Source organism: Collinsella aerofaciens, assembly GCF_040926265.1.
GTDB classification, from domain to species: Bacteria; Actinomycetota; Coriobacteriia; order Coriobacteriales; family Coriobacteriaceae; genus Collinsella; species Collinsella aerofaciens_BB.
The window spans coordinates 44,458-63,148 of sequence record NZ_JBCOIL010000003.1; the positions used below are offsets into that span (position 1 = coordinate 44,458).

The following is an 18,691-nucleotide window of genomic DNA, read 5'->3' on the forward strand; positions in this document are numbered from 1 at the left end:
TGGATAATTGCGTTAAACGGAATTCGATTGTTCTGAGGGCAGGGGATTGATTTGGGTCGTACTGGGGATATGACGCCGCCTTTGCGTTGGCGGTTGGGTGTTGCTGGTGGGGTGGCGCTGGTTGTGCTGCTTGTTGACCAGCTGACCAAGCTTGCGGTTCGTGCCGTGGGCGACGCTTTGCATGTGACTGTTATCCCCGGTGTGATCGACTTTCTATTTGTCCGCAATATCGGAGCCGCCTTTAGCATGGGCGAGGGTCATGGCGTCGCGTTCGCTGTGTTGGCGCTTGCGGTCATTGTCGCCATTGCCGTGTACTTGCTCCGTGCGCCTCAGCTCGCTCGTCTTGAGGTGGTAGGCATGGCTATGGTTGCGGGTGGCGCCATCGGCAACGCGATCGACCGTCTGGCTTTTGGCTTTGTGACCGATTTTATTGCCACCACTTTCATCGACTTCCCTGTCTTTAACGTGGCCGATATCGGCATTACCGCGGGCGTCGTGCTCGCACTCATCGGGTACATGTTCTTGAGTCCCGCTGCTCGCGAGGTCGATGCGACCGCTGAGCTCAACGCCCGTGACGAAGCCCGCGCCAAACGCAAAGCCAAACAGCGTGGGGAGCGTGCCCGCAAGATTCGCGAAAGGAATGAGCGTTAATGGCCGACATCCATATTCTTGTTGCCGACGATTGCTCTGGCCAGCGTCTTGACGCCTATTTGGGCGCCAACGATGGCTGTCCCACGCGCTCTGCCTGCGCGCATCTGATCGAGGGAGGCGCCGTTGCCGTCAACGGTGAGACTTGTCTCTCTAAAAAGTACGCCGTACGCGCCGGCGATCGCATCTCGGTCGACTTGCCCGAGCCGCACGACCCGACCGACGTGATTCCCGAGGCCATTCCCCTCGATATCCGCTACGAGGACGACTACCTTATCGTGCTCTCCAAGCAGCGGGGCCTGGTGTGCCATCCCGCCCATGGCCACGAGAGCGGCACCCTTGCGAACGCTCTGGTCTACCACTGCGGCATCGACCATCTGGGTACCGTACAGGGTGAGGACCGCCCCGGGATCGTGCATCGTTTGGATCGCGATACCTCGGGTCTCATGCTTGCGGCAAAGGACGACGACACGCAGCGCGCGCTTCAAAATCTCATTCGCACGCGTACGCTCGACCGCCGCTATATCACGCTTGTCCACGGGCACATCGCCATGGACGAGGGCACCATCAATACCGGTATCGCCCGTTCCACGCGCGACCGTGTCAAGATGGCGGTTTCCGATGACCCCTTTGCGCGCCAGGCCATCACGACCTTTAAGGTCCTCGAGCGCTTCGATTCCACGCGTTTCGACGACGGCTATACGCTCGTCGAGTGCCACCTGTTTACGGGCCGCACACATCAGATTCGCGTGCATATGCGCCATTTCAACCACGCCTGCGTGGGCGATCCGCTCTACGGTAAGTGCGATGCGCGTGCCGATCAGGGTCTGACCAGGCAATTCCTTCATTCCTGGCGCGTCGCATTCGACCATCCCGTGACGGGTGAGCGCATCGAATGCCGCGACGAGCTGCCTTGGGATCTCGCTGCGGTTCTTGACGACCTGGCCCCGCGCTCGCTTGGCCGCACCGCCGCCGGCGACGACATCGTCCCGCAGCTTGGCCTTCTCGAAGCCTAGCCGGTATTAGGTGGTTTCTTGAACTCGGTAAGCCTGCGGTAAGATATACGGTTGTTTACGTAACGCGTTCTCGGGAGCCTGCATGCTCGCCTTTTTACAAACTAACACGCCCATCGTGATCTTTAACCAGATTGTGGTTACGCTGCTCACGGTCTGCTTTCTGTACCAGGTGGTCTTCTTTGTCATTGGCGCTCTTCGTGGCGAGGTCGCGCCTCCCAAGGCCAAAAAACTTCACCGCTATGCCTTCTTTATCGCGGCGCATAACGAGGAGGCCGTGATCGCCAACCTCGTTCGCTCCATCAAGGATCAGGATTATCCGTCCGAGCTTATCGAGGTCTTCGTGGTCGCCGATGCCTGCACCGACAACACGGCGCAGCTCGCGCGCGAGGCGGGCGCCATCGTTTATGAGCGCAACGACCTGGCCCGTAAGGGTAAGAGCTGGGTCATGGACTTTGGTTTTGATCGCATCCTTAACGAGTATCCCGACACCTTTGAGGGCTACTTTATCTTCGATGCCGATAACGTCATCTCCCGCGATTACGTGTCCAAGATGAACGATGCCTTTGACCAGGGATTCCACGTGGTCACGAGCTATCGTAACTCCAAGAACTTCGGCAGTTCGTGGATTTCGTCTGCCAACGCCATCTGGTATCTGCGTGAGGCCCGCTTCCTCAACAACGCGCGTAATATCTGCAAGACGTCCTGCGCTGTCTCGGGTTCGGGTTACCTTATTTCGGCGAGCGTGATCGAGGGCATGCACGGTTGGCAGTTCCACACGCTGACCGAGGACATTCAGTTCACTACGTTCTGCGCTATTCACGGTATTCGCATTGGCTATGCGCCGGCGGAGTTCTTTGACGAGCAACCCGTGACGTTCAAGGCATCCTGGAAGCAGCGTATGCGCTGGACCAAGGGCTTTTACCAGGTGTTCTTTACCTACGGTAAGCATCTGGTCAAGTCGACGTTCCGCTATCATCGCTTTGCCGCCTACGACATGTTCATGACGATCGCCCCGGGTATGCTGCTATCGCTGATCTCGATGCTCGCCAATGCGACGTTCTTGATTGTGGGTGGCCTTTCGCATGGTTTCTTGGCTACCGAAGTCGAGATGCAGGCGTGCGCCGCTTCGCTCATTATGACCTTCGCCATGATGTATCAGACCTTCTTTATCCTGGCGCTGCTCACGACTATCTTTGAGTACAAGCACATTCACTGCGCGCAAAAGTGGCGTCTGGTGACTAACCTGTTTACCTTCCCGATCTTTATGTTCAGCTATATCCCCATCACGGTGGCCGCGCTGTTCCTGAAGGTCGACTGGGTTCCTACCCAGCACGCCGTCAACGTTACCCTTGACGAGGTCATGCAAGGCGCCAAATAACCACCACCAAAACCACCGCAAAGGGGACAGGCACCTTTGTGGTGGTTTTTGCTTTTGCGATGCAGCTCGAGGAGGAGTCCGATGGTCTGTATCCCGTTTTGGATTTGCATCTTTGCCGGCGTGGCAATTGATGCCCGAGAGCGACGGTTTCTCAATGGGCTTGCCGGCGCATGTGCCGTGACGGCGTTGGCGGGCGTTTGGCTCGACCTCGGTTTGAACACAGCGCTTGACCACGCCGGTCTTGCGGTCATCGTCTACCTTGCCCTTGTTCTCACTGAGTCGCTCTGGCGGCGCCTTCGCCACGCCCCCGGCATCGGCATGGGGGACGTCAAGGCGCTCTTCGCGCTTTGCACGCTTGACCCTCTGGGCGGCATCGTGGCATTTGCCGTCGCGCTCCTGGTCCTTGCCCTCTCCTGCCTCTTCACAAAATCGCGCTCCCTGCCATTGCTCCCGTTTTTGGTGCCGATTTTTGCCATAATCGAGTGCGTGGGTAGTACGGTGTAACCGTTTGCGCGCCCTTTTTAAGGAGCATGCCATGGCAATTAATCAAGAAACAGCCGCCATCAAGGCGCGCATGGATCGCATTCCCGCGGCGTTGTCGCCCGAACTTGTCGAGCGTATTGCCGCCGACCGCGCCTCGGGTGTCGTCAACCCGTATCGTTGCAACGACGATCAGGTCATTCGTCGTATTGATCGCGCTGCCGACAAAGGCACGCTCATGCGTCCGGCATTTATGCGCGATACCGAAAAGATACTTCATCTTCCGTCGTACACCCGTTATGCAGGTAAAACGCAGGTCTTTAGCTTCCGTAGCAATGACGATCTGTCACGCCGCGGTTTGCACGTGCAGCTTGTCTCCCGCATTGCGCGCGATATCGGTCGCGCCCTGGGGCTCAATTGCGATTTGATCGAGGCGATTGGCCTGGGTCACGACTTGGGACACACGCCTTTCGGCCATGCCGGCGAGCGCTTCCTCAACGATATCTATCATGAGCGTACGGGGCGTTATTTTTTCCATAACGTGCAGTCGGTCCGAGTGCTCGACACGCTGTATGGCCGCAACGTGTCGCTCCAGACGCTTGACGGCGTGCTATGCCATAACGGCGAGTACGAGCAGCGTGTGTTTGAGCTCTCGGACATGAGTTCTTTTGACCAGTTTGACCAGACGGTTGAGGATTGCATTGCCACGGGCTATAGCGCAATTGAGCATCTGCGTCCTATGACGCTCGAAGGCTGCGTCGTTCGCATCTCGGATATTCTTGCCTACGTCGGTCGCGACCGCCAGGATGCGATCGCGGCTGGCCTGCTTTCGCCCGACGCTTTTGATGATGGCCGGGGCGGTGCCTACAACAGTTGGATCCTCACGCACGCTTCCATCGATATCGTTGAGCACAGCTATGGTAAGCCGCGCATCGAGATGAGCGAGGACCTGTTTGAGGAAATCCGCCGAGCCAAGCGCGAGAACTACGAGAAGATCTATAGCAAGGGTGGTATCGAAGGCGATTCCGAGGTGGAGCTGCGTGAGGCGTTCGAAAAGCTCTACGACCGTTGCCTGCGGGATCTAAACAGTGGTGACGAGTCCTCGTACATCTTTAAGCACCATATTTCGCGCATCGAGCAGCAGCTTTCCTACTACGATCGCGCCTATGCCTGGCAGAATGATAAGGACCAGGCGGTCGTGGATTACATTGCGAGCATGACGGACGGTTATTTCTGCGAGCTCACGAGCAAGCTGTTTCCGGGATTGAAGTTTCCGCACCGTACCTATATTAACGAACGGTAGTTCGTATCTATTAGGTATACTGTTAGTGGATAACTTTTTTGATTGATGCACGGGATGGCTATGGACGACCTTTTTTCTGCTTCGACGCGTGAGCGTTCCTTTCAGAATGCGCCGCTTGCGGTGCGCATGCGCCCCAATTCGCTCGATGAGTACGTGGGCCAGCAAAAGGCCGTTGGTAAGGGCTCATGGTTGCGTGCCGCGATCGAGCATGACGTGCTTTCGAGCGTGATTCTGTACGGGCCTGCCGGTACGGGTAAGACGACGCTGGCCCACATTATCGCCAACCATACCAAGAGTGAGTTTGTCGAGGTCAGCGCCGTGACGGGCACCGTGAAGGACCTGCGTCGCGTGATCGACGAGGCCAAGACGCGTCTGAATACGTATGACCGTCGCACTATCCTGTTTATCGACGAGATTCATCGCTTTTCGAAGTCACAACAGGATGCATTGCTACATGCGGTTGAGAACCGTACCGTCATTATGATTGGTGCCACGACGGAGAACCCGTACTTCGAGGTCAACTCGGCGTTGCTCTCGCGTGGTCGTGTTGTGGAACTTGAACATCTTAAGGACGAGGATATAGCCACGCTGATCGAGCGTGCGCTCGAGGCTCCGCATGGTCTGAACGGTAAGTTCTCGGCCGATGAGGATACGGTCAAGACCATTTGTACGCTGGCCGCGGGTGATGCGCGCTCGGCGCTCACGACGCTCGAGCTTGCGAGCGAGATTACCGTCACGCGTCCCGATACCGAGGGAACGCCAGCGCCCGCGGCGGGGGAGCGCTATCCCATCACCGTGGATGACGTAAAGATCGCCAACCCGCGTCGCGGCTTTACGTATGACAAAAACGGCGACATGCACTACGACATCATCAGTGCGTTCATCAAGTCCATGCGCGGTAGCGACCCCGATGCCACGATCTATTGGCTCGCGCGCATGATCGATGCTGGGGAGGATCCTAAGTTTATCGCTCGCCGCATTATGATTCACGCTTCTGAGGATGTTGGCAACGCCGACCCGCAGGCGCTTTTGGTGGCGCATGCCGCGTTTAAGTCTGCCGAGGTCATTGGCTATCCCGAGTGCCGCATTAACCTGGCTCAGGCTGCACTCTATGTGTGCTTGGCGCCAAAATCCAACGCGTGTGAGGCTTCGATCGATGCGGCGCTGGCCGATATACATTCTAGTGGGCTTCGCGAGGTGCCGAGTTATCTGCGCGATCGCCATCGCCCGGGCAGCGATGAATACGGTGTGTATAAATACCCGCACGATTATCCTGAAGGCTGGGTCGATCAGCGCTATTTGCCCGAGGGGCTGGAGCGCGGTGCGTTCTGGCAGCCTGCCGGGCGCGGCTGGGAAGAGTGGCGCGTGGAGCAAAGCGAACGTGACCGCAGCGGGAATGCACCGAAGTAGCTGCTGATAATTTTGTCCCACGTTGCTGCTCTTGGCATGTTCGGTCCCCTTTGGGGTACCATGAAAAGCGTCTGTATTTCGATTCTTCCGGGAGGCTTGTATGAGTCCCATTCAAATCGCCCTGCTGCTGCTCGCCGTTGCCGGCGTGTGGGCCATCGCTGAGCTCGCGCTTACCCTGCGCAAGACCCGCAATGTTGTCGACTCGCTCGATAAGACCGTGAACGACCTCAACAACACCATCGCCGAGGCTCAGCCTGTGGTGGCAAAGCTCGATGGCGCTGTCGATGAGCTTACGCCGGCGCTTGCCCAGATGGAGCCGCTGCTTAAGTCGAGCAAGACGGCAGTTGATGCCCTTACCTCCAATCTCGTAGAGGTCGAAGCCGTGGTTCGCGACATTTCTGAGGTTACGGGCAGCATGGCCGAGGCCAGCAATGCTGTGTCTAGCGTGACCGACTCTGCCGCCGGTGCTGTGCAGAAGCTCTTCAATAAGGTGAAGGCTCCTGCAGCCGACGCCGATCGCAAGCTCGCCGCTGCCGCTGCGGAGGCCGAGCAGCCTACCGAGCGCGTCCTAATTGGCGAGGACGAGGCTGCCGCGGGCGACGATGATGGTCAGAAGTCTGTATCCAAGCCGGCTCAGTATTACACCTATACGCCCGCCGAGACCTCTGAGGAGTCCTGCGATGAGTAGCGAAGCAACCTGCCCTATCACGCTGACCGTTGCCGGTGACCCGCGTCTCGCTCGCCTTGTGCGCATGACGGCAGCCAACGTTGGTGCCCTGTGCTCTATGTCTGTCGATCGCATCGAGGACATCCGCATGGCTGCCGAGGAGGCTTTCATCTTTGGTTGCACCGCGGTCGACTGCGATGACATCACCATCAAATTCGATGTCGATGAGACCCACGTTGGCATGACTATTACCTTTGGCGATCAGGCTACGGTCGATGAAGACGACCAGGCTGCGGTGTATGCCGAGCTCATCCTCGCAAGCGTGTGCGACTCCTACGAAAAGACTACGGCGCCCCTGACGCTTTCCCTCGACCTCAAGGCGGATATCTAATATGACCGAACGTTCCCGGAGCGGCAAGACCGCTTGGGACAAGGAGAAAACCCGCGAGCTGTTTCGTCGTTACAAGGAGACCGGTGATCCGGACGCCCGTGAGCAGCTCGTCATGTCCCATATGAACCTGGTAAGGTTTCTTGCCAACAAATTTAAGAATCGCGGCGAGCCGCTCGACGACCTCATGCAGGTCGGCTATCTGGGCTTGCTCAAGGCTATCGACCGTTTTGACCCCGAGCGCGGACTCGAGTTCACGACGTTTGCGACACCCACTATCCTGGGCGAGATCAAACGCCATTTTCGCGACAAGGGCTGGAGTGTGCGCGTACCGCGTCGTCTGCAGGAGCTCTCGGCCAAGGTCAACCAGGCTACTGACAAACTTACCAACGAGCTGCAGCGTTCGCCCAAGGTTGAGGAGATCGCTGAGTATCTAGATGTGACTGTCGATGAGGTCCTCGAGGCTATGGAATCGTCTTCGGCCTATACCTCGGTGCCCATCGAGGCTCCTGGTGCGTCCGATTCCGACGATGCCCCTTCGATTCTCGACCGTTACGCCGACGACGACAACGAGCTCGACTTTACCGATGACCGCCTAGTGATCGAGGAAGCCATCCGTGATTTCTCGCCGCGCGAGCGCGAGGTGATCGAGCTGCGCTTTGTGAAGGGCATGACCCAGATCGAGATCGCCAAGAAGCTGGGTATTTCTCAGGTGCAGGTTTCGCGTCTGCTGCGCCGCACGCTTAAGAAGATTCAGGACAAGATCGACCCCGACGGAGTGATGATTCGTTCATGAGTGAACACCCTCAACAAACCGATCGCGTGCTGCGCGACACCCGCATTCTGACGCTTCGCATTTGGGCTGTTGTCGGCTGCATTGTCATCGCCGCTGTCATCTTTAACCTTATGGGCATCCTGGCGCCGGTTATCGAGTTTCTCGCTGTTGGTTCCATCATTGCCTTTGTGATGTCCCCGATCACCAACTGGCTCGAGCACCATGGCGTGAATCGCGGCATCGGTTCGCTTATCGCGCTTATTGTTGTTGTTGCCGTGCTCGTCGGTGTCGTTTGCATCTTGTCGCCGATTCTCTTTGGTCAGATCATGGAAGTCCTGAGCCGCCTGCCCGAGCAGCTTCGTGTTGCGGGTGGCGATCTCAATGAGATGATCTCGCATGCCAAGACGCTCAATAACACGCCGCTCAAGGAGTATTTGGACGATAATCTTTCGTCGCTGGTTACCGTGGCATCGAAGTATGTGTCTCAGATTGCTGCCGAGCTTGGCCGCGGTGTGTTCCCGCTCATCACCAATACGGCCTCGCAGTTGTTCGTGATTTTCCTTGGTCTGGTGCTTGCCTACTGGATGGCCTGCGACTACCCTCGCATGCATCACGAGATTTGCACCATCATCGGTCAGGAGAAGGAGACCTCGTACCGCTTTATGGTCGCCATCCTTTCTCGCTCTGTCGGCGGCTACATGCGCGGTATGGTCGTGACGTCCATCTGCGGTGGTTTCCTCGCCTTTATCGGTTTTATGATCATCGGCCATCCGTATGCGGCGCTCATGGCTATCTTTACCGGCATCATGCATTTGGTTCCGGTCGTCGGTCCTTGGGTGAGCGCAGCAATCGCCACGGTGCTCGGTTTCATGTTCAGCCCCATGTTGGCGTTATGGACGCTCATCGTGACGATGGTCGCGCAAAACGTCACCGACAACGTGATTTCTCCTAAGGTCATGCAGAGCTCGGTGCAGGTGCATCCCATCATGAGCCTCACGGCGCTCGTTATTGGCTCGGCACTCATGGGCCCCATCGGCATGATTATTGCCATCCCGCTTTGTGCGGCCCTCAAGGGCATCTTCGTGTACTACTTCGAGAATGAGACCGGCCGACAGATTGTGGCCTATGACGGCGCCGTGTTTAAGGGCACGCCGTACCGCGATGCCGATGGCAACCCGGTCGCCGCTTACGACGCGCTCGGTGACGACACCTTCATCTATGAGTCCGAGCTCATCGGTAACGAGACTGCGCCCGAGGCCCAGGCGATGCCTAAGCCCGAGTTCGATAATCCCTGGATCAAGCTCTTGGGTTTGCAACCCGATTCCACGGGCTTCTTCAAGAACCCCTTTGCCAAGGATGACGATTCCAACACGGACGACACCAAAACCGGCATCGACGGCTCCATGGACGATGATGACAACTAGCGGGGTAATTCGGATTAATATTCATACGCGCTAACATGCAATTTCGCTGAAGGGCCGGCATTGTGCCGGCCCTCTTTTTTGCACTTGCGCGGTGGGATGGTAATATCGTTACGTTTGAACTGTTTCGATGTGAAACCGAGGAGATTCCCTCTATGAGTGCTGACTACCCGTCAATGACTACGGCCGAGATCCGCTCCAAGTTCCTCAACTTCTTTGAGGAGCGCGGTCTTAAGCTCTATCCTTCTTCGTCTCTTGTTCCCGACGATCCTTCGCTGCTGCTTGCCAACGCCGGCATGAACCAGTTTAAGGAGTACTACCAGGGCAAGAAGACCATGAAGGAGATCGGCGCGATTTCCTGCCAGAAGTGCGTCCGCACCAACGACATCGATTGCATCGGCGAGGACGGCCGTCACCTGTCCTTCTTCGAGATGCTCGGCGACTTCTCTTTTGGCGGCGTCTCCAAGGAGCAGGCTTGCGCCTGGGCCTTTGAGCTCATCACCGAGGAGTTCAAGCTGCCGCTCGACCGCCTGTACTTTACCGTCTTTACCGAGGACGACGAGACCCACGACGTGTGGCGTTCTCTGGGCGTTGCCGAGGACCACATCTCCCGCCTGGGCGAGGACGACAACTTCTGGGCCGCTGGCCCCACCGGCCCCTGCGGTCCGTGCTCCGAGATTTACTTTGACATGGGCGAGGAGGTCGGCTGCGGCAGCCCCGACTGCAAGCCTGGCTGCGACTGCGACCGCTTCCTGGAGTTCTGGAACCTCGTCTTTACCCAGTACGACCGCCAGGAGGACGGCTCCATGCCGGAGCTGCCGCACCGCAACCTCGATACGGGCATGGGCCTGGAGCGCATGGCCGCCATCATGCAGCACAAGACCGCCAACTACGACGGCGACTTGATGCAGCATCTCATCAAGCTGGGCGAGAAGATTAGCGGCAAGACCTATGACGCCGACGATTACTCCGGCGCCAGCCGCTCCCTGCGTATCATCGCCGACCACTCCCGTGCCGTCGACTTTATGATCTCGGACGGCATCCTTCCCGGTAACGAGGGTCGTGAGTACGTCCTTCGCCGCCTGCTCCGTCGTGCCGTGTTCCACGGTCGCCTGCTGGGCATCGAGGGCGCCTTCCTGACCAAGTTCATCGACGAAGTCAACGCTCAGATGGGCGAGGCTTATCCCGAGCTGCTCAAGAACGTCGCCCTCGTCAAGGGTATCGTCGCCTCCGAGGAGGAGCGCTTCTCCACGACGCTCGACAACGGCCGTGTTTACCTGGACGAGGCCCTGGCAGCGCTTGCCGAGGGCGCTGTGCTTCCGGGCGACGTTGCCTTTAAGCTGCACGACACCTTTGGTTTCCCCATCGACCTGACCGTCGAGATCGCCGGCACCGCTGGCCACGATGTCGATATGGACGGCTTCACTGCCTGCATGGAGGACCAGAAGGCCCGCGCCCGCGCCAATGCCAAAGGCGACGCCTGGGGCAGCTTCAACGACGTTTGGGTCGAGCTTTCCGACAAGGTCGCCGCGACTGAGTTCGACGGCTATGACAACGATGTGATCGAGGGCGCCAAGGTTGTTGCCATCGTGCGCAACGGCGAGTCCGTCGAGTCCGCTGCCGCCGGCGAGGACGTCGAGGTCGTTCTCGACCGCACTCCGTTCTATGCCGAGATGGGTGGCCAGCAGGGCGATACCGGCGAGCTTTCCGCCGAGGGCGTTTCGCTGACCGTTTCCGATACCAAGAACCACAACGGCCTGTATGCTCACGTCGCCCACATTGCCGAGGGCACGCTGGCCGTCGGTGCTACCGTGACCGCCGCGCTCGACGCCGAGCGCCGTGGCTTCCTGCGCCGCAACCACACCGCCACGCACCTGCTCGACGCCGCCCTTAAGCAGGTCCTGGGCGAGCACGTCTCCCAGGCCGGCTCGCTGGTGACGCCCGAGCACCTGCGCTTTGACTTTACGCACTTCGAGGCCCTGTCCTCCGAGCAGCTCAAGGCTGTCGAGGACCTGGTCAACCAGCAGATCTTCGCTTCCAAGCCGGTCGTGACCCGTGTCATGGGCATCGACGAGGCTAAGGCTGCCGGCGCTGTCGCCCTGTTTGGCGAGAAGTATGGCGACGTCGTCCGCGTTGTCTCCGTGGGCGCTGAGGACCAGCCGTTCTCCCGCGAACTCTGCGGTGGCACACACGCTGCCAACACCGCCGAGATCGGCCTGTTCAAGATCATTTCCGAGTCCTCCACGGGCTCCAATGTCCGCCGTATCGAGGCCGTGACCTCTAAGGGTGCCCTCGACTATATGGCCGACCGCCTGGCACTCGTTGACGCCGCCGCCGCTGCGCTCAAGTGCCGCGTGGATGAGGTTCCCGCTCGTGTGAAGAACCTGCAGGCCGAGCTGCGCGAGACGTCCAATAAGCTCAAAAAGGCTCTGACCGGTGGCTCCTCCGACGCCATTTCCAGTGCCATCGAGGGCGCCGTCGAGCTCGACGGCTATAAGCTCGTTGTCGCTGAGCTCCAGGGCCTTGAGGCTGCCGACCTGCGCAACGTATGGGATACCGTGCATCAGAAGGTCGCCGGCCCTGTCGCTTGTGTCGTCGCCAGCGTGACTGAGAAGGGCACTCCGGCCCTGCTCGCTGCCGGCTCTGATGACGCCGTCAAGGCCGGTTTCCACGCCGGTAACGTGATCAAGCAGATCGCGGGTCTGGTCGACGGTCGCGGTGGCGGTCGTCCCAACATGGCCCAGGCCGGTGGCAAGAATGCTGCCGGCATCGCCGATGCCCTCGCGGCCGCTAAGACCGCGCTCGGCGCCTAAGAATCTAAGAAGTCACTGTGGTTGCGCTCGCGCTGGACATAGGGGAGACCAGGATTGGCATCGCCGTCTCGAGCCGTGATGGCAAGATGGCGATGCCTGTCAAGGTGCTTCCGGCTGCCGAGGTCACCGGTATGGCCAAGACGTTCCGCTACCTGGTTGAGGACTATGAGCCCGACATCCTGGTAAGCGGACGTCCCCTGACCATGGCCGGTGAGCCCGGCCCTCAGGCCGAGCGCGTTGCCGCTGTGGCGCAAAAGATTGCCGACGAGCTCGATCTTCCGTTGGAGTTTGAGGACGAGCGTCTGTCCTCGCAAGAGGCCAAGCGTATCCTGCGCGAGCAGGGACTCAACGAAAAGCAGATGAGGGGCAAGATCGACATGATTGCCGCCAGCCTGTTTTTGCAGACGTGGCTCGATCGTAAAAACGAGGAGGTTTCGCATGCCTAGTGCTTCCGATCCGCGCCAGCCGAATCGTACACAGCAGCCGGCGTCGCGCCCTGCCCAGCCTGGCCAGCGTCCGGCACAGCCGACGCAGCGCGCAGCTCAGCCTGCCGCGCGCCCGGCGCAGTCCTTCTCTCGTTCGGCCCAACCTGTTCAACGGACGGGTCAGCAGCCTTCTGCTCGTTCGGTTCAGCATTCGGCTTCTCACGCGGTTCAGCAGCCCACTGCTCGTACGGCCCAGCCTGCAGGCGGCACCCGCTTTAAGCAGCAGGCACCTACCCAGCGAACGCAGGCCCCCCAATCGCATTCGCATCACGCTCGTGGTTCGCATGGCGTTGCTCCGGCGACCCGCTCGAGCTACAACACGCATGCTCGTCGCGGTGCTCAAAAGAAAAGCTCCCCGGTGCCTATGATTATCGGTGGCGTTGTTGCCGTGCTTGCGCTTGTCGCGATCGTTTTCTTTGTCGTGCCAGCCGTCAAGGGCTTCTTTGGCGGTGAGGGTGCGAAAGTCGTTGCAGGCCAGCAGGTTACTATCACGATTCCCGATGGTGCCTCGGGTGACAGCATCGCTTCGATTCTCTCCGAGAACCATATCGTAGAAAATCCCAAGGATTACTATGCGGCGGTGAAAAAGCTCAACGCCGATATGTCGCTCAAGCCTGGTGATTATTCGTTCACCACACTCATGGATGCGACCAAGGTTGTTCAGCAGCTCATGGAAGGCCCCAACGCGGGCTCCAATACGCTGACTATCCCTGAGGGCCTGACGGTCGATCAGGTCGCCGACCGTGTGGCCCAGGCCTACGACAGCATCTCTAAGGAAGACTTCCTCAACCAGGCCAAGGCCTCCAACTACGTGGACGACTATAGCTTCCTTAAGGGCGCCGCCAACGATTCGCTCGAGGGTTTCTTGTTCCCCAAGACCTATTCGTTGGGTGATTCGCCGACGGCCGATGGCGTGATTCGCGCTATGCTCGATCAGTTTAAGACCGAGTACAAGTCGCTTGACTTTGCGAACTGCGAAGCCAAGATTAAGGAGCGCTACGGCGTGGAGATGTCCGACTACGACATCGTCAACTTGGCCTCTATCGTTGAGCGCGAGGGCCTCAACGCCGATCAACGTGCGCACGTGGCCTCGGTCTTCTACAACCGCCTTGCCGGCAAACTCGACGGTCTGCGCTATCTCAACAGCGATGCGACCATGATGTATGTCACCGGTGGCGAGGTTACCGCCGACGACCTGCAGAGCGATAGTCCGTATAACACCTATAAGCACGAGGGTCTGCCACCCACGCCCATCTGCTCTCCGTCGCTCGAGGCACTCAAGGCCACGCTTGAGCCGACCGACTCCGATGACCTGTATTTCTACATTACGCAGGACGAGGAGTACTTCTCGCAAACCTACGAAGAGCATCAACAGTCTTGGAATTAGCATGAGGATTTTTAGCCCCAAACGTTACGTTGCCTCGGTCGATCGCATCGACCTTGATACCCTGTGGGCCGACGGCAAACGCGCCATTCTGCTCGATCGCGATAACACCTTGGTGCCGCGCGACACCGAGCAGGTTCCCGCCGCGGTTTCCGCGTGGCTCGATGCCGCCCGCGCCAAAGGCTTTAAGCTGTGCATGGTGTCCAATAACTGGCATCGCGACCAGGTCATGAGCTCTGCACGCGAGCTGGGACTCGAGGCCATCAGCCACGCCATGAAGCCGGCGCCGTTTGCCCTCAAGGCGGGTCTTAAGCGCCTCGGCGCCACGGCCGACGAGGCGGTGCTGATCGGTGATCAGCTCTACACTGACGTGTGGAGCGGCAACTTCGCCGGCGTCGATACCATCTTGGTTAAGCCGCAGGCGACGCAGGACCTGTGGTATACGCTGATCTTCCGTATCTTTGAGCGCCGGGCCCTGCGCGACCTTCCCTGCGAGGATTAGGTCTCGCTATGTCCCAGCACACCAAACACGGCTGCGACCATATCTTCTTTATCGGCTTTTTGGGCGCGGGCAAATCGACGCTCGCGCGCAACGTCGGCACCATGTTCAAGAGGCGTTTTATCGATACCGACCGCCTGGTCGTCCGCCGTTGCGGCAAGTCGGTAACCGAGATTTTTGAGACCGAGGGCGAGGATCGTTTTCGCGAGCTCGAGACCTCGGCACTCCGTTCGCTTCAAAGTGAGCGCAGCCTGCTAGTATCGTGCGGGGGTGGCATTGTCGAGACGCCGGTGAATATTGAGCTGATGCACGAAATGGGTACGTGCGTGTACCTCGAGGGCGACTTTGAGGATTCGATTCGCCAGATTCGTCGGTCCGACACGCGCCCCGATTTCCGCTCGCCTGAGCATGCCGCGCGCCTGTTTGAGCATCGCCGTCCGCTGTATCGCCAGGCTGCCGACCTTACCCTTGATATTCGCAACAAGTCCTTCGAGGACGTTTCCTACCTTTGTGCCGAGATGCTTTTGGAGCGTGGGCTGCTATGATTCGCCGTCAACTGATCAATTTCCAAAACCGCAGCGTCGATGTCCGTGTCGGATTGGGCGCGTTCGATGAGCTGTCGCGCATGTTTGCCTCGGCCGTTGGCAAGCCTAAGCGCGCTATGGTGGTTTGGAACGACGCCACATCCGAGCGTTTTGGTGAGGTTGTCGAGCATGCGCTGGTCGACGCCGGTTTTGCCGTGTCGCTGCTCGTCCTTGAGCTTTCGCCTGCTGGTGCCACGCTGGCCGATGCCGATGCGATCTTTGGCGCCCTGTCTGCCAACGGCATTACCTGCGACGATCTGGTTGTCGCCGTTGGCGATGCCGCAACCTGCTCGGTTGTTAGCTGGTGCGCAAACCAGTGGTGCGGCCGAACCGAGTGCGCGCTGTTGCCGACGACGTTCGACGCCATGCTCACGGTCGCGACGACCATGAAGCCGCTCGTCGCCTCGTCGGCGAATGCGCTTCCCGCTATCGCCTTCCGTCCCGAACCGGGCTTGGTCGTGTGTGACCTCGACCTTGTTCGCGAGGCGGACCCCGAGGACCTTAAGCTCGGCTATGTGGTACTTGTTGGCACCATGCTTTCGAGCAGCAAGTCCCGCTGGAATCAGTTTACTGAGACCGTCCCCGAGATTCTCGCGGGCGAGGAGGTCGCGCTCGTTAATGCCGTTCAATGGTCTCAGACTGCCCGCAAGGACGTACTGATGGCCACGAACCCGAGCGCTCGCCATGCGCTCGATTTTGGCAAGACGGGGGAGCGTACCCTGCGCGCCTGCTTGGGCGATGCCGCTTCGCAGGTCCCTGCCTATCAGCTGTTATCCGAGGGCATGCGCTTTGAGGCGCGCCTAGCACATGATGCCTGCGACTTTGATATCGATTACGTCTTTGAGGTCGATGACTGCCTGGAGGACTTTGGTATCGAGGAACTTGCCTTCGATCTGGAGCCTGTCGCATATATCGAGGAGTTCCGTAGGCAGCAGTTCGCGCGCTCAAACCGCAGCATGCTGCCGCTGCCCGCAGCACTCGGCGCCATTCGCCTAACGAACGTTGAGGACGAGGTTCTTGAGCGCCATGCTCACGCCTACTTGGCTTCTCGTAAAGAACTTCTCTAAGATTTATTGACTTCCATCGTCTTTCGTATCATGTTGAGGGGCGGGTTTCCAATCGGTTGCGGATCGCATGCGATTCCGTCGTTCGGTTGAGACCCGTCCCGTCTATATAGAGACAACAAGAAAGGAATCTGCATGTCTGAGTTTGCTGCCGGTCCTGCCGGTCGTATCGAGCGCGTCCGTGCCCTGATGGTCGAGCGTGGCTACGACGCTATCGTGGTACGCGACGAGGCCAATCTTCGTTGGCTCACGGGCGTGAAGGGCGTCTTCGACTACACCTTCGAGTTCCCGCACGCGGCGTTTATTACGGCTGACCAGTGCCTGTTCCATACCGACTCGCGCTACCTCAACAGCTTTGAGGAGAACACGCCTGCCGGCAGCCCCTGGGTCTACGACATGGATGAGGGCACCATCCCCGGTTGGGTCGCCGGCAAGATCGCGGCCAACAAATGCCGCGTCTGCGCTGTCGAGGACGATATGCAGATTAATTTCTACCAGGGTATTCAGCGCGGCCTGGAGGACCGCTCCGTCGCCTGTATGCTGCCGCTGATGCACGACGACATCCGCAAGATGCGCGCCATCAAGGACGCCGAGGAGATTGAACTCATGCGCCATGCGCAGTCGATCACCGATGCCGCCTTCCAGCACATGCTCGGCTTTATTAAGCCCGGTATGACCGAGAAGCAGGTACGCAACGAGCTCGAGAACTTTATGTTCGCCAACGGTGCTGACAGCCTTGCCTTCGGCTCCATCGTGGCGAGCGGCTCCAACACCGCCAACCCGCATGCCGTCCCGAGCGACCGCGTGATCGAGAAGGGCGACTTTGTCCTCATGGATTACGGCGCGGGCTACTGCGATTATCGCTCCGACATGACACGCACTGTCGTGATGGGCGGGCCCACGCAGGAGCAGCTTGACCTGTACGCGCTCGTGCGCCGTACGCACGAGGAGTGCGTCGCCGCCATCCATCCGGGCGTCGAGGGCAACGACATTTTCAAGCTTTCCAAGAAGATCATCGGCGATGCCGGCTATGGCGATTACTACAACCATGGTCTGGGCCACGGCGTCGGTATCGACATCCACGAGCTGCCCAACTTCAACCGCAGCAAGAACACCATCGAGATCGGCTCGGTTGTCACCATGGAGCCTGGCGTCTACCTGCCCGGCGTGGGCGGCGTGCGCCTGGAGGACTACGGCGTGGTCACCGAGAACGGCTACGAGCCCTTCACCAAGACCCCGCACGACCTGCACGTCATCGACTGCTAGCCCATTTCGATAGATTTTTGGGCGGGGCGTCCGGAGCAATTCGGGCGCCCCGCGTTCTCTTTTTATGCGCTCGCCGCAGGCGCGGTCTGCAAGTGTATAATTTCTATCGTATGTAATTTGGACGCTTGTGCGTTCTTCCCATAACAAGAAAGGTCGCTATGCCTACCATTTCTACCGCCGACTTCAAGAACGGCCTCGGTCTCCGCATCAAGGACAAGGTCTACACCATCGTCGAGTTCCAGCATGTCAAGCCGGGCAAGGGCGGCGCGTTTGTGCGCTACAAGACCCGCGACATCAAGAGCGGCCGCGTCGTCGAGAACACCTGCAACGCCGGCACCAAGTTCGAGAGCGTCATGCTCACCACCCGTGAGTTCCAGTACCTCTACAACGATGGCACCGACTACATCTTCATGGACAACGAGTCCTATGAGCAGGTTCCCGTTCCCGAGGACATGGTGGGCGAGAACTCCAAGTGGCTGCGCGAGAACGACATCTGCCAGCTGCTCTTCGCCGACGATGAGCTCATGGGCGTGACCCCGCCGATGTTCATCGAGACCACCATCGTCCAGACCGACCCGGGCTTTAAGGGCGATACCGTCCAGGGTTCCACCAAGCCGGCCACGATCGACACCGGCGCTGTCATCCAGGTCCCCATGTACCTCAACGAGGGCGAGGTCATCAAGGTTGACACCCGCGACGGCAAGTTCGTCTCCCGCGTCTAGCAACCAACTCTTCTAGGAGGACTCATGCCCCAAGAAATCAAGATTGACGGCATCGGCATTTCGCCCGATGTTCTGACCGCCATCGTCTCGCGCGCCGTGTCCGATGTCGAGGGCATCGCCTCCGTTGGCGTCAAGGACCTTGCCACTAATCTTGTCTCCATGATGCTCTCGTCCAAGGCCCCGGCTTCCGAGCCGGCTGTCGAGGCCGAGGTCGTTGGCGACAAGCTCGCACTCACCGTGCGTGTCGTGGTGTTCTTTGGCTATCCGTTCAAGAAACTCGCCGAGGCCGTTCGCGCTGCCGTGGTCGCTGCCATCGATGCCCAGGTTGGCGTTGAGGTTGAGCGTGTTGACGTTTGCATCGACGGCCTCGTTTTCCCCAAGGAGTAAC

Annotated in this window: 19 protein-coding genes; all 19 read left to right on the top strand. The window is 59.1% G+C overall.

Annotated features, from left to right (window positions below):
* The first annotated feature begins 123 nt into the window (after positions 1–123).
* The 19 genes from lspA to AB5767_RS01430 all read left to right on the top strand — a co-directional run bounded on the left by lspA (position 124) and on the right by AB5767_RS01430 (position 18,690).
* Positions 124–651: a signal peptidase II gene (gene lspA, locus AB5767_RS01340; RefSeq protein ID WP_368132305.1), complete on the top strand. Its 528-nt coding sequence runs from the start codon at positions 124–126 to the stop codon at positions 649–651.
* Positions 651–1,664, top strand: coding sequence for an RluA family pseudouridine synthase (locus AB5767_RS01345; RefSeq protein WP_368132306.1), 1,014 nt, complete (start codon positions 651–653; stop codon positions 1,662–1,664). Before lspA ends, AB5767_RS01345 begins: the two co-directional genes overlap by 1 nt.
* Before the next feature lie 82 nt (positions 1,665–1,746).
* Positions 1,747–3,042, top strand: coding sequence for a glycosyltransferase family 2 protein (locus tag AB5767_RS01350; RefSeq protein ID WP_368132307.1), 1,296 nt, complete (start codon positions 1,747–1,749; stop codon positions 3,040–3,042).
* Positions 3,043–3,123: 81 nt separating this feature from the next.
* Entirely contained in the window at positions 3,124–3,546 is a 423-nt protein-coding gene (locus tag AB5767_RS01355; RefSeq protein WP_368132308.1) for a prepilin peptidase, read from the top strand.
* Between the two features lie 31 nt (positions 3,547–3,577).
* Entirely contained in the window at positions 3,578–4,825 is a 1,248-nt protein-coding gene (locus AB5767_RS01360; RefSeq protein WP_368132309.1) for a deoxyguanosinetriphosphate triphosphohydrolase family protein, read from the top strand.
* 60 nt (positions 4,826–4,885) lie between these two features.
* On the top strand, positions 4,886–6,235 hold the full coding sequence (locus AB5767_RS01365; RefSeq protein WP_368132310.1) for a replication-associated recombination protein A: 1,350 nt from the start codon (positions 4,886–4,888) through the stop codon (positions 6,233–6,235).
* 100 nt (positions 6,236–6,335) lie between these two features.
* Positions 6,336–6,923, top strand: coding sequence for a hypothetical protein (locus AB5767_RS01370; protein WP_138374846.1), 588 nt, complete (start codon positions 6,336–6,338; stop codon positions 6,921–6,923).
* Positions 6,916–7,293, top strand: a complete 378-nt coding sequence (locus AB5767_RS01375; RefSeq protein WP_006233993.1) for an ATP-binding protein — start codon at positions 6,916–6,918, stop codon at positions 7,291–7,293. The genes AB5767_RS01370 and AB5767_RS01375 overlap by 8 nt, the downstream gene beginning before the upstream one ends.
* A gap of 1 nt (position 7,294) precedes the next feature.
* Positions 7,295–8,086, top strand: coding sequence for an RNA polymerase sigma factor SigF (locus tag AB5767_RS01380; protein WP_022094589.1), 792 nt, complete (start codon positions 7,295–7,297; stop codon positions 8,084–8,086).
* Positions 8,083–9,489 carry an AI-2E family transporter gene (locus tag AB5767_RS01385; protein ID WP_368132311.1) on the top strand — a complete coding sequence of 469 codons (1,407 nt, stop codon included), beginning with the start codon at positions 8,083–8,085 and terminating at the stop codon, positions 9,487–9,489. Before AB5767_RS01380 ends, AB5767_RS01385 begins: the two co-directional genes overlap by 4 nt.
* A 152-nt stretch (positions 9,490–9,641) precedes the next feature.
* Positions 9,642–12,299, top strand: a complete 2,658-nt coding sequence (alaS, locus tag AB5767_RS01390) for an alanine--tRNA ligase (protein WP_368132312.1) — start codon at positions 9,642–9,644, stop codon at positions 12,297–12,299.
* A 17-nt stretch (positions 12,300–12,316) separates the two neighbouring features.
* Entirely contained in the window at positions 12,317–12,745 is a 429-nt protein-coding gene (ruvX, locus tag AB5767_RS01395) for a Holliday junction resolvase RuvX (RefSeq protein WP_035138185.1), read from the top strand.
* Positions 12,738–14,171, top strand: coding sequence for an endolytic transglycosylase MltG (mltG, locus tag AB5767_RS01400; RefSeq protein WP_368132313.1), 1,434 nt, complete (start codon positions 12,738–12,740; stop codon positions 14,169–14,171). The genes ruvX and mltG overlap by 8 nt, the downstream gene beginning before the upstream one ends.
* Position 14,172: 1 nt before the next feature.
* Positions 14,173–14,670, top strand: a complete 498-nt coding sequence (locus AB5767_RS01405; protein WP_368132827.1) for a YqeG family HAD IIIA-type phosphatase — start codon at positions 14,173–14,175, stop codon at positions 14,668–14,670.
* Between the two features lie 8 nt (positions 14,671–14,678).
* Entirely contained in the window at positions 14,679–15,212 is a 534-nt protein-coding gene (locus AB5767_RS01410; RefSeq protein ID WP_006233986.1) for a shikimate kinase, read from the top strand.
* Positions 15,209–16,318 carry a hypothetical protein gene (locus AB5767_RS01415; RefSeq protein ID WP_196033857.1) on the top strand — a complete coding sequence of 370 codons (1,110 nt, stop codon included), beginning with the start codon at positions 15,209–15,211 and terminating at the stop codon, positions 16,316–16,318. Before AB5767_RS01410 ends, AB5767_RS01415 begins: the two co-directional genes overlap by 4 nt.
* 132 nt (positions 16,319–16,450) lie before the next feature.
* Positions 16,451–17,581, top strand: coding sequence for a M24 family metallopeptidase (locus tag AB5767_RS01420; RefSeq protein ID WP_368132581.1), 1,131 nt, complete (start codon positions 16,451–16,453; stop codon positions 17,579–17,581).
* Between the two features lie 158 nt (positions 17,582–17,739).
* Positions 17,740–18,303 carry an elongation factor P gene (efp, locus tag AB5767_RS01425; protein ID WP_006233983.1) on the top strand — a complete coding sequence of 188 codons (564 nt, stop codon included), beginning with the start codon at positions 17,740–17,742 and terminating at the stop codon, positions 18,301–18,303.
* Between the two features lie 24 nt (positions 18,304–18,327).
* A complete protein-coding gene (locus AB5767_RS01430) occupies positions 18,328–18,690 on the top strand; it encodes an Asp23/Gls24 family envelope stress response protein (protein ID WP_006233982.1) in 363 nt (120 codons plus the stop codon).
* Position 18,691: the final 1 nt, after the last annotated feature.